Annotated in this window: 5 protein-coding genes; all 5 read left to right on the top strand. The window is 63.0% G+C overall.

Annotation, left to right across the window (positions count from 1 at the left end; translation table 11 throughout):
• The 5 genes from BA022_RS09155 to BA022_RS09135 are packed head-to-tail and all read left to right on the top strand — an operon-like array spanning nucleotide 1 to nucleotide 12,346.
• Nucleotides 1–741 (top strand): thioesterase II family protein, encoded by a 741-nt coding sequence (locus tag BA022_RS09155; protein ID WP_088888580.1) that lies wholly within the window; start codon nucleotides 1–3, stop codon nucleotides 739–741.
• Nucleotides 719–1,417 carry a 4'-phosphopantetheinyl transferase family protein gene (locus BA022_RS09150; protein WP_088887297.1) on the top strand — a complete coding sequence of 233 codons (699 nt, stop codon included), beginning with the start codon at nucleotides 719–721 and terminating at the stop codon, nucleotides 1,415–1,417. Before BA022_RS09155 ends, BA022_RS09150 begins: the two co-directional genes overlap by 23 nt.
• A complete protein-coding gene (locus BA022_RS09145) occupies nucleotides 1,414–2,394 on the top strand; it encodes a TauD/TfdA family dioxygenase (RefSeq protein ID WP_088887296.1) in 981 nt (326 codons plus the stop codon). The genes BA022_RS09150 and BA022_RS09145 overlap by 4 nt, the downstream gene beginning before the upstream one ends.
• Before the next feature lie 26 nt (nucleotides 2,395–2,420).
• A complete protein-coding gene (locus BA022_RS09140; RefSeq protein WP_088887295.1) occupies nucleotides 2,421–7,757 on the top strand; it encodes a non-ribosomal peptide synthetase in 5,337 nt (1,778 codons plus the stop codon).
• Nucleotides 7,754–12,346 carry a type I polyketide synthase gene (locus tag BA022_RS09135; RefSeq protein ID WP_088887294.1) on the top strand — a complete coding sequence of 1,531 codons (4,593 nt, stop codon included), beginning with the start codon at nucleotides 7,754–7,756 and terminating at the stop codon, nucleotides 12,344–12,346. The genes BA022_RS09140 and BA022_RS09135 overlap by 4 nt, the downstream gene beginning before the upstream one ends.
• Nucleotides 12,347–12,351 lie beyond the last annotated feature (5 nt).

The raw sequence follows: 12,351 nt of genomic DNA, 5'->3' as shown, positions 1-12,351 counted from the left end.
ATGAGGTCGCCGTTCATCGATCTGCTGACCCTGCCATGCGCAGGCGCGAGCGCCACCATGTACCTGCGGTGGCGCCGCCTGCTGCCGGAGTGGATCCGCGTGGTGCCGGTGGAACTGCCGGGGCGGGGCGGTCGGTTGGGCGAGCCTTTCGTCGAGGACTTCGAGCGGCTCGTGGCGCAGATCTGTGATGAGCAGGCGGCAGCGATGCAAGGCCGTTACGCCTTGTTCGGTCACAGCATGGGGGCCTTGCTGGCCTATGGCGTAGCGCAGCGTCAGCGCGCGCTGGCCAAGCCCATGCCTCGGGCAGTGTTCGTCTCCGCCAGTCCTGCGCCCTCGCGCCGCGACCCGGATCGCTTTGCCGGCAAGAACGACGATGCGGCCCTGATCGCCGATCTGCGCAAGCAGGGCGGTACGCCCGAGGAGGTGCTTGCCAGCGATGAGCTGTTGCGCCTGACCCTCGACACCCTGGGTGCGGACTACCGTGTCTGCGAGAGCTTTCGATACCAGGCGGGCGAGCCGCTTTCCGTGCCGATGCACACCCTTGCGGGGCGGCAGGACGATATTGCCGCCGAGCGCATCGAGGCCTGGCGGCGCGAGGCCGGTGGCGTGTTCTCGCTTGACTGGTTCGATGGCGGGCATTTCTTCATTCGCCAGCATGAGCAGCGGGTGGTCGCTGCAGTGGTGCGGGAACTGACGCACCAGTTTTCCGGGGTGGGCCATGCAGCCGCAGCGTCTGCCTGATTCGCTGCCTGCCGGCATCGACGTGTTCCAGCTTGCGCTGGATCTGGACGCGCCGTTGTCGGATGCCGACTGGGCCTTGCTGAGCGAAGAAGAGGGTGTGCGCGCGCTGCGTTTCCTCCGGCATGGCGACAAGGTTCGCTTCGTCGTCACGCGTGCGGCATTGCGGCGGCTGCTGGGCGCGCGCCTGCGTCGCCGCCCGCAGACGCTGAGGTTTGTGACCAACTCATATGGCAAGCCGCGCCTGGAGGCGGCGTGTTCGTCCAACCCGGCCATCTTCTTCAACGTGTCCCATGCCGGCAGCTTCGCCTTGATCGCCTTGTCCGAGCGCGCCCCTGTCGGCGTCGACATCGAGCGCCGCCATCCGCATTGCGATGTGGTCGGTTTGTCCTTGCAGGCGCTGTCGGCGTTTGAGCGGCAGTTGCCCGACGATCGACGTGTCGACTTCTTCGAGTGCTGGGCCACCAAGGAGGCAGTGTTGAAGGCGCTGGGTCTTGGCGTTGCGGAGCATCTGCAGCAGCTCTCCGTGTTGAGGTCCGAATCCGCCGGCGACTCTTGCTATGACATACGCCACGATGGGATGGACTGGCCTCGTGTGAATGCCCTTCGCCTCGATTCGCCGCCCGGCTATGCCGCCACCCTGGCTTGGCAGTCGGACGGTATGGGAGAACTGAGATGACTGAACTGATGATGACCCGATTCGAACGTACGGCTCCGCCGGGCTCCGATCTGCCGACGCTGATCACGCCCTCACAGACCGGCGAGTCGCTCCTGGATGCCTTGCCGCGCTTGCGGTCCGAGATCGAGGCGCAGGTGGCCACGGTCGGTGGTGTGCTGCTGCGTGGTTTCGAGGTGCCCTCGGTCGAGAGCTTCCGCGAGTTTGCGGCCGGGTTTGGCCACCCGCTGCTGAGCTACGAGTTCGGTTCCACGCCCCGCACGGCCGTGGGTGGCGGCGTCTACACCACGACCGAGTATCCGGCCCACCAGTCGATTCCGCTTCACAACGAGCAGGCCTATACGCGCATGTGGCCGATGAAGGCCTGGTTCCATTGCGTGACACCGGCAACCGAAGGGGGTGAAACGCCCATTGCCGATAGTCGGGCGATCTACCGGCGCATGCCTGCTTCGATCCGGGATCGCTTCGCACCCGGAATTCTCTACGTGCGCAACTACGGTGACTTCGACGTGCCCTGGCAAAAAGTATTCAACACCGAGCGCCGCGATGAGGTCGAGGCTTTCTGCCGCAAGGCCGGCATCAGCTGGGAGTGGAAGCCAGATGGGGATTTGCGCACCACCCAGTTGTGCCAGGCCATCGAGACCCATCCGGTCACTGGCGAGGTGGTGTGGTTCAACCAGGCCCACCTCTTCCACATTTCCAACCTGCAGCCCGAGGTCCGCGAGTCGCTGGAGGAATTGCTGGGCATCGAGAACGTGCCGCGCAACACCTACTTTGCCGATGGCTCACCCATTCCCGATGTGATGCTCGACGAAGTGCGCGCCGTGCTGGATGCCGAGACGGTGTCGTGCCTCTGGGAAAAGGGTGACGTCACGATGCTCGACAACATGCTGATCGCCCATGCGCGTTCGCCCTTAAAGGGGCCGCGCAAAGTGGTTGTGGCCATGGCCGAGCCCCACAGCAATCTGGGCAAGTTCTAAACGCATAGCCGAGTGAGGAAAACCTGATGACGACACAGCCCGTGTCGCAAGAGAACGTATTTGTTCACCCTGCGAACTTTATCGAACGCCTGCAGCAACTTGTTGCCAACCGGCCTGAGGATGTTGCGCTGACCGTCGTTGCGGAACGCGACGACCAACTCGTCGAGACGGCCTTGACCTATCGCGTCTTCGGGCATCGCGTGCATGCGCTCGCCGCCGTGCTGCAGGGCCGTTTCGAGAAGGGCGATCGGGTACTGATCCTGCTCGACAACGATGAGCACTATGCGGTCAGTATGTTTGCTTGCTTTCATGCGGGCGTGATCGCAGTGCCGGTATTCCCGCCGGAGTCGGCGCGACCGCAGCATCTGGCTCGGCTCGCCGGTATTGCCGCGGATGCCCAGGCGCGGGGGATCCTGACCTTGAGTTCGCTCCAGGCGCTGGTGGGGGCCGCTGCCAGCCAGTTCGGTGTGTCGACGGTGGTGGCTGTGGACCAAGTCGATCCGGCTATCGCCAGCGATTGGCGCCCGCACCAACCTGCCGGCGAAGACGTCGCCTTCCTCCAGTACACGTCCGGCTCCACCTCGGCCCCCAAAGGGGTGATGGTGACGCACGGAAACCTGATGGCCAACGAGCGGGCGATCCGTGAGGGACTCTCGATCGGCGCCGATGACAAATTCGGCGTGTGGTCGCCGCTGTTCCATGACATGGGCCTGATCGGCGGACTGCTGCAGCCCTTCTACAGCGGCATTCCCTGCGTGCTGTCTTCGCCGCGCTTCTTCCTCGAGCGCCCGCTGCGTTGGCTGGAGATGATCTCGCGCCATCGGGTAACGATCAGCGGCGGTCCCGACTTTGCATACCGGCTGTGCCTGGATCGGGTCAAGGAGGCGCAGACCGAGGGGCTGGATCTGTCGAGCTGGCGCGTGGCCTACACCGGCGCCGAGCCGGTGCGGCACGACACGATGGATGCCTTCATCGAACGCTATGCCCCGGTGGGATTCAGCGCCGGTGCGGTGTATCCCTGCTATGGCCTGGCCGAGGCCACGCTTTTCATCACGGGTGGGCGCCGGGGCACCGGCATGGTGGTGAGCCGCTTCGATACCGAGGCGCTCGCGAAGCGGAAGGTGGCCGTCGACGCCGATGGTGCGGCGTTGGTCGGCTGCGGCAGTGTTCCCTCGGAGCATGAGGTGCGAATCGTCGATCCGCAATCCGGCGAGATAGCCGCCGAGGGTGCCATCGGCGAGATCTGGGCCGCGGGGCCCAGCATGGCCGCGGGCTACTGGAACAAGCCGCATGAAACTGCAGAGGCTTTCGTCGAGAGCGCCGGATGTCGCTGGCTGCGCACTGGTGATCTGGGCTTCGTGCATGACGGGCAGATCTTCGTGGCCGGGCGGCTCAAGGACATGATCATCGTGCGTGGGCACAACATTTACCCGCAGGACATTGAGCGCGTGGTCGAGGCCGAGGTCGAGGCGGTGCGCAAAGGCCGGGTAGCTGCCTTCGCGGTGAACTTTGATGGACAGGAAGGCGTCGGCGTCGCTGCCGAGGTCTCGCGAGGGTTGCAGAAGCTCGTGCCGCCGCAGGTGCTGGTTGATGCCCTGAGCATAGCGGTGAGCGAGCAGTGCGGCGAGGCACCGAAGGCGGTCGTGCTGCTCAACCCCGGGGCCTTACCCAAGACGTCCAGCGGCAAGCTGCAGCGCGCTGCCTGCCGCAAAGGGTGGGCGGAACGCTCGCTCGATGCCTATGCGATTTTCGAGAGCGGATGCTTCGTTTTGGGCGCAGGCCTGACCGGTGGCAATCCGGCCACGGGCGATGACGCCGTTCAGGACGAGACGGTGCAGACGCTGGCCGGCATGTGGCGTCAGGTGCTTGGGCATGAGTCGACGCGGAACTACGGCAGCGATGCGCACTTCTTCACTCAGGGTGGCAACTCGCTGGCTGCCGTGCAACTGGCAGCGCATATCTCGCAGAAGTGGAGTATCGATTTCCCGGTCCGGCAGGTTTTCGAGCTGCCGCGTCTTGGGGCGCAGGCCGAGGGCGTTCGGGCTTGCCAGAAAACCGGTGCGCGGACGTCGGTGGTGGCTATTCCAGTCCTGCCCGCGGAGCGTCGCACCGAGCCCTTGCCTTTGTCTTCAGCCCAGCAGCGGCAGTGGTTCCTGTGGCGGCTCGATCCGTTGAGCACCGCCTACCATGTTCAGGGCGCGCTACGCATCGCAGGTGCACTGGATGTAGAAACCATGCGGCTGGCCGTCGATGATCTGGCCAAACGGCATGAATCGTTGCGCACCGTGTTCCGTGCGCGGCCGGATGGTGAAGTCGAGCAGATCGTTCGTGCCGGCGGGGGCCTGGACCTTCAGATGTTCGACCTTCGCAGCGTGGTGTGTGAGGAGCGGGAAACTCACGCAGCAGAAACGCTGCAAGCGCTCCAGACGCAGCCCTTCGATCTGACGGCCGGTCCCTTGGTTCGGGCGGCGCTCGTGCGACTGGAAGATCAGGTTCACATCTTGGCACTGGTGATGCACCACATCGTTTCCGACGGTGCCTCGATGCAGGTTCTTGTCGACGAATTGGCTGCGATGTACGCGGCTCGACAAGCTGGTGGTGAGGCGTTGCCAACTCCTGCGGTCCAGTATGCGGACTACGCTGTCTGGCAACACGACCATCCGGACCAGGAGTCGAGAGAACGGCAGCTGGCGTACTGGCTGAAACAACTCGGCGTGCCGCCAGGCGAAGCGCAGCCGGTTCTGGCCTTGCCCGCCGATCATCCGCGTCAGGCGGTTGCCCGGTACCGGGCGGGGCAACACGGCTTCGAACTCCCCAAGGGGCTGGTAGCAGGCTTGCGCGGGCCGGCGGAAGCCCATGGCGCCACGCTCTTCATGGTGTTGCTGGCAGCTCTTCAGGCACTGCTGCACCGTTACTCCGGCCAGCACGACATCCGTGTTGGCGTGCCGGTGGCCAACCGCTCGCGTGCCGAGCTCCAGAGCGTAGTGGGGTTTTTCGTCAACACGCTGGTGCTGCGCAATAGCGTCGAGGGGCGCATGAGCCTAGCCCAGGTGCTGGCGCAGGCCAGGGAGACCGCGCTTGGTGCTCAAACGCATCAGGAACTGCCATTCGAGCAGATCGTGGAGGCATTGCGGCCGGAGCGCAATCTGGGCGCAACTCCGCTCTTCGACGTGATGTTCAACCACTTGCAGAGGGATCTTTCCCCATTGCAGCGGCGGTTGGGCTGGTCGGTGTCCGAAATGTCTATCGGGAACGAGCATGCGCAGTTCGAACTGACGGTCGACACCAGCGAAGACGCTGATGGCCGGGTACATGTGAGCTTCACCTACGCCAAGGAGTTGTTCGAGGCGGGCACGATCGAGCGGATGGCGGGGCACTACGTGGCGGTACTGCAGGCGCTGGCCGAGCGTCCTGAGCAGGCGGTTGGGGATGTGGAGCTGCTAGGTGAAGCTGAGCGTCGACAACTCCAAGCGTGGGGTGAGAACGTACAACGCTACCCGAACGCCGAGCCGGTACACCGGCTGATCGAGCGGCAAGCCCGGGCCCATCCTGAAGCGGTGGCATTGCTCTTTGGCGACGAGGTGCTGAGCTACGGCGAGTTGAACACGCGGGCCAACCGGTTGGCACATCGGCTGATCCAGCTGGGTGTGGGCCCGGAGGTGAAGGTCGGCATCGCGGTGGAGCGCTCCCTCGAGATGGTGGTGGGACTGCTGGCGATTCTGAAGGCCGGCGGGGCGTACGTGCCGCTGGACCCGGAGTACCCGGCGGATCGGCTGGCCTACATGGTCGAGGACAGCGGGATTGGGTTGCTGCTGACGCAGGGCGCGGTGAAGGATCGGCTGCCGGCGGCCGAAGGGCTGACGGTGCTGGAGCTCGACGGGCTGGATGTGGCGGACGAGTCCACGCACAACCCCGAAGTGGCGGTGCATGGGGAGAACCTGGCGTACGTGATCTACACGTCGGGGTCGACAGGAAGACCCAAAGGCGCCCAGCTCTGCCATCGCAACGTCACGCGGCTACTCGGCAGCACGGACGCGTGGTTCCGGTTCGGTACGAACGACGTCTGGACGATGTTCCACTCCTACGCCTTCGACTTCTCGGTCTGGGAGATCTTCGGCGCGCTATGCAGCGGCGGGCAATTGGTCATCGTGCCCTACTGGGTCAGCCGCTCGCCGGAAGACTTCCTGCAACTGCTGCGCCGGCATCGGGTGACGGTACTCAACCAGACCCCCTCGGCCTTCGGCCAGCTCATGAATGTGCCCGGCCTCTACGACGAGCGCCTGGCGCTGCGCGCCGTGATCTTCGGCGGCGAAGCGCTGGACCCACAGCGACTGCGCCCGTGGGTCGAGCACTGGGGAGACCAGAGCCCACAGCTGATCAACATGTACGGCATCACCGAGACAACCGTACACGTCACCTACCGCCAGATCACGGAAGCGGACCTGCAGGGCCAGCGCAGCCCGGTCGGCGTAGCCATCCCGGACCTTGGCCTGAGGGTGCTGGACGGCTCGCTTAACCTCGCACCGATCGGTGTGGCAGGCGAGCTGTACGTGGCCGGCGACGGCTTGGCGCGAGGCTACCTGGGTCGTTCGGGGTTGAGCGCGGAGCGGTTTGTAGCGGACCCGTTCGATGAGGCGGGAGGGCGGCTGTACCGCACGGGCGACCTGGTGCGGTGGAACGGCGAAGGGCAACTGGAGTACCTGGGTCGGATCGACCACCAGGTCAAGATCCGGGGCTTCCGCATCGAGCTGGGAGAAGTGGAAGCGCAGTTGCTGTCGCAGCCCGAGGTGAGGGAAGCGGTGGTGGTGGCCAAGGAAGGGCCGGGCGGGGCGAGGCTGGTGGGCTACGTGTCGGCGCAGGCCGGACAGGCGATCGAAGCGGGTGAGCTGCGCGAGCGGCTGGGCAAGCAACTGCCGGACTACATGGTGCCGAGTGTGCTCGTGGTGCTGGAGAGCCTGCCGCTCAATGCCAACGGCAAGGTGGACAGGAAGGCGCTGCCGGAGCCGGGGTTCGAGAGCGAGCACGAATACGAAGCGCCGCAAGGGGAAGTGGAAGAGGCGCTGGCCAAGATCTGGGCCGAGGTGCTGGGTGTGGAGCGCGTGGGCCGACACGACAACTTCTTCGATGTCGGCGGGCATTCTCTGCTGCTGCTGAAAGTGCACCGTCGAATCGGGCACGAGCTGAAGGTTGAGCTCTCGGTGATCGACCTATTCAAGTATTCGACGGTAGGGGCTGCGGCTGCGTTTTTGCGTGAAGGCGGGGGTCAGACCAGCGCGGATACACAACGTGTGAACGACCGCGCGCGCAGACAGAAAGGTGCATTTCTGGTGCGAAAACCCGTCGCCGAAAGGATTCCCACATGAGTAATTCTATTGAGTACGAAGCAAGCGGCGTCGAAGTGGCCATCGTTGGCATGGCCGGCCGTTTTCCAGGGGCTAACGACATCGATGCGCTGTGGCGCAACATTCGTGACGGTGTTGAATCGGTGACGGCATTTGCAGACCAAGCGCTGCGCGAGCGCGGTGTCTCCGAGTCGGACCTGACCGATGCGGAATATGTCAAGGCTGGGATCGTGCTGGAGGGAATAGACCAGTTCGATGCCGGATTCTTCGGCTATTCACCGCGAGATGCCGAACAACTCGATCCGCAGCACCGCATCTTCTTAGAAACTGCTTGGCACGCACTCGAACATGCAGGCCATGCCGGAGACGACCGGACGAAGCTCGTTGGTGTCTACGCGGGAAGCGGTGCCAATGTCTATTTGCTGCGTCACTTGCTGGCGGGAGTGGACTGGCGTTCCAGCGATATTGCTTCGCTGCTGGGCCTGATGAATGGCAACGACAAGGATTCTCTGGCCACCCGCGTGGCCTACAAACTGGATCTGCGTGGTCCGGCGGTCTCTGTGCAAACAGCTTGTTCCACTTCGCTGGTCGCGGTGCATCTGGCATGTCGCAGCTTGTTGAATCACGAGACCGACATGGCCTTGGCCGGCGGCGTCTGGCTCAACCTGTTGCAGGACGGTGGGTACCACTACCAGCCCGGGGCGATCCTCTCCCCTGATGGCCACTGCCGCGCCTTCGATGCGAGGGCGGCTGGTACTGTGATCGGTAGCGGTGCGGGCATCGTGGTGCTTAAGCGCCTGAGCGATGCACTGGCCGAGGGTGACACGATCCATGCAGTGATCAAAGGTTCTGCACTCAACAATGATGGTGCAGCGAAGGTGGGCTACACCGCCCCCAGCGTCGATGGTCAGGCGGAGGTGATTCTGGCCGCACAGGCGATGGCTGAAGTGTCGTCGGACTCAATCGGCTACGTGGAGGCGCATGGCACGGGCACCACGCTTGGCGACCCGATCGAGATCGCCGCATTGACGCAGGCCTTTCGCGCTGGTTCCAGCCGGCGAGGCTACTGCGCAATTGGGTCGGTGAAGACCAACGTCGGTCACCTTGATGCTGCCGCTGGTGTTACTGGTTTGATCAAGACCGTTTTGGCGCTCAAGCACCAGACACTGCCGCCCAGCTTGAACTTCGAACAACCAAACCCCGCAATCGATTTTGCCAACAGCCCCTTCTATGTGAACACTGAAGTGCGGCGGTGGCCTGCGGGCGAGACGCCACGCCGGGCCGGTGTCAGTGCCTTCGGCATGGGCGGTACCAATGTGCATGTCATTTTGGAGGAGGCGCCCTCAATGAGCGAAGGCATCACTCCGCAGGTGAATGACGCCGAGCTGCTCTTGCTTTCGGCTCGCAGCCAGGGGGCACTGACCAGGTCTATCGAACAATTGGCACAGCACCTTGGTCAGCATCCCGAGCAGAACCTGCCCGATGTGGCGCATACCCTGAGGTGGGGACGCAAGCGATTTGGGTATCGGGCTGCGGTGCTCGCCCGCAATCATGCCGAAGCCATTGGCGCGCTGACCTCTCGTGCCGGTGCTTCGTTCGTCAGCGGGCATGTCCTGTCGGAATGCCCAACGGTGGCTTTCTTGTTTCCCGGCCAAGGGGCGCAGCATGTCGACATGGCGCGCTCGCTCTATGAGCGTGAACATGTGTTCCGCGACATGGTGGATCGTTGTTGCGTGCGCCTGGCCTCACCTTTGGCTTTGGACCTTCGTGAACTGATTTACCCGAAAGAGGTATCGGGTGAGAACGAGGCGACCTTGCGCTTGGCTCAGACTGCCATCACTCAGCCGGCGCTGTTCGTCATCGAGTACGCCATGGCGCAGCTCTGGATGAGTTGGGGGCTGAAGCCCGATGCGATGCTGGGGCACAGCATTGGCGAGTACGTGGCTGCTTGCCTTGCTGGCGTATTTTCACTTGAGGACGCGCTTGAGTTGGTGGCAGCACGCGGTCGATTGATCCAGTCCACGCCATCTGGGGCCATGCTGGCTGTGAGCCTGCCCGAAGCAGAGCTACGCCTGTTGGCTGTTGGCTGTGATGTCGCTGCGGTCAATGCGCCGGAACTGGGTGTGCTCTCAGGGCCTGTCGAGGTGATCGATGCTGTCGAGCGGCAATTGGTCGAACGCGGTGTCGCCGCGCGGCGTTTGCATGTTTCGCATGCCTTCCACTCTCATATGCTCGACCCTGTTCTGCGTGATTTCCGGGCGATTGTTTCACGCATCGTCTTGAGCCCGCCGAGGATTCCCTTTGTATCCAATTTGACAGGCCGCTGGATCACGTCTGAAGAGGCTTGTAGCGCCGACTATTGGGTGCAGCACTTGCGGGGCACTGTGCGGTTTTCCGACGGCCTCGGCGAGTTGCTCTCCAAACCAGACCGTATGCTGCTTGAGGTGGGTCCAGGGGACGGCCTCAGTGGTCTGGCTCGGCGGCATCCGCTGGCGGGTGCACGCAGGGCTGTCCTTGCATCTCAGTGCCATCCTCGCGAATCCGCTTCCAGCGTACAACAGCCGCTGCGCTGCCTAGCTCAGCTTTGGGCGCACGGTGTGGTGATCGATGCTGGCATGGCTTCTGACCATGGCACCCTTCGCCGGGTGCCTTTGCCGGGCTATCCGTTTGAGCACCAGTCATATTGGGTTGCTCCGCCAAAGCTTGAGCGCGGACGTGCGGCTGTGGAGGAGTTGCCGGGCATCCATCGTGATTGGAGAGACTGGTTCTATGTGCCGGCATGGCGGCGCGGCGGTTTGGTGCTGCCTCCTTCCTCGGTCGACCATCATGATGGAGTAATGCTGTTGCTCGGAGATGAGGTGGGGCTCAGTAGATGTCTGCATCAGCGTCTTTCCGATATTGGTTTTCTCGTCATCCGTGTTCTTAAAGGGAAGCAGTTCAGGCAACTGGATTCTCACCTGTATGAACTAAATCCCGGTGAGCGCACAGACTTCGAGAAATTGTTCCGAGCAGTCGAAGCACGGATGGGGGCGGTGACCCACATCTGCCACTTGTGGTGCCTTGATGTACCGGGGGTGTCGAAACTTTCGGAAGTCGTCGAGGACGGCTTCCATGCATTAATGGCGTTGGCGCAAGCCATGGACGCGATCAACCCGCCAGTCGGCGAAAGACGGGTCGCCATCACGGTGTTGGCCAATCAGGTCGAGGACATCACGGGCATGGAGCCGCTTTGTCCGGAGAAGGCCACCCTACATGGACCGTGCAAGGTGATTCCGCAGGAATTTCCGGGGGTGTCGTGCCGGTTGGTTGACGTGGTTCTGCCTGCCGATGGTACCGGTGAGGGGCGTCTTGCGCAGCAGATCGTCGCGGAGATGTGCGCGATCGGGACGGGCGACGTCGTGGCCTATCGTGGCGCGTTCCGTTGGACAAAAGTGTTCGAGCCTGTTCGTCTTGAATCTCAAGGCGTCCAGCGTATTCGTCGGCAAGGTGTTTACCTCATCACCGGCGGATTGGGGGGCATCGGGCTTACGCTGGCTCGACACCTGGCTCAACGCTGGCGGGCGCGCTTAGTGCTCATCGGGCGTACGGCATTGCCACCGAGAGATGCGTGGCAAGCGCTGGTGGCAATAGGAAGCCAGGACGATGCCTTGTCCGCTCAAGTGAGGTCTCTGCTCGAACTGGAATCTCTTGGTTCTGAGGTATTGGTTCTTCAGGCCGATGTCGAGGACACAGCCCAGATGCGCTCGGCCATTGAGGCAGCACGGTTGCGCTTTGGGTCGATCGATGGGGCCATTCATGCGGCTGGTATTGCCGGCGGCGGGATGATGTCAAGTAGGACGCGTGAGGCTGCGTCACGGGTCATAAATCCCAAGCTGGTCGGAGCAAGGAACCTGATGGAGGCCCTTGGTTCTGAGCCGCTTTCGTTTGTCATGCTCTGTTCGTCGTTGACCGCAGTCGTCGGTGGTTTTGGACAAATCGACTACTGCGCAGCCAACTGCTTTCTGGATGCATTCGCTGCCAGCGAGAGTCAGCTCAGGGGTCATGTCATATCGGTCAATTGGGATGCTTGGCGCGAGGTGGGCATGGCTTCTGGGCAGAGGCTGCCCGAGGATCGAGGTATTGCACCTGCGCAAGGCGGGGAACTGCTCGAAGCCTTGCTGAATGAATTGTCTGTAGCACAAGTCGTGGTCTCGACTGCTGCGCTCGAGCGCCAATTTGCCGAAGTGAACTCCACGGGGCTTGCAGATCGACTCTTGCCGGAGTCCGTTGCCAAGGCTCACCGGTACCCCCGGCCTCAGTTACCGACACCGTATGCGGAAGCTACGAGTGAATTTGAATCTGACCTGGTAGCGCTTTGGGGTGATTTCCTTGGCATTGGATCGATCGGTATTCACGACGATTTCTTTGAGCTTGGCGGTGATTCTCTGCTTGCCATTCAGCTGCTGGCCCGAGTGCGTCGTGACTATGGCGTGGACGTTCATCCCGCAGCGTTGTTCAAGAACCCCTCTGTTGCCGCGTTGGCCGTGCTGGTCGAGTCTCGTCTCATTGAGGAGATTGAGGGCCTTGATTCGTCAGTCGCCACCACAGACTCCGCCGCCGTTTTCAGCTGAGAGCT

This window comes from Diaphorobacter nitroreducens (assembly GCF_002214645.1).
Classification (GTDB): Bacteria; Pseudomonadota; Gammaproteobacteria; order Burkholderiales; family Burkholderiaceae_C; genus Diaphorobacter; species Diaphorobacter nitroreducens.
The sequence above is the reverse complement of the archived record's forward strand: the minus strand, read 5'-3'. Positions and strand labels throughout refer to the sequence as shown.

Excerpts from the sequence above, each read along its gene's own strand:
- BA022_RS09155 (WP_088888580.1), top strand. The coding sequence starts at position 1 with ATGAGGTCGCCGTTCATCGATCTGCTGACCCTGCCATGCGCAGGCGCG.
- BA022_RS09150 (WP_088887297.1), top strand. The coding sequence starts at position 719 with ATGCAGCCGCAGCGTCTGCCTGATTCGCTGCCTGCCGGCATCGACGTG.
- BA022_RS09145 (WP_088887296.1), top strand. The coding sequence starts at position 1,414 with ATGACTGAACTGATGATGACCCGATTCGAACGTACGGCTCCGCCGGGC.
- BA022_RS09140 (WP_088887295.1), top strand. The coding sequence starts at position 2,421 with ATGACGACACAGCCCGTGTCGCAAGAGAACGTATTTGTTCACCCTGCG.
- BA022_RS09135 (WP_088887294.1), top strand. The coding sequence starts at position 7,754 with ATGAGTAATTCTATTGAGTACGAAGCAAGCGGCGTCGAAGTGGCCATC.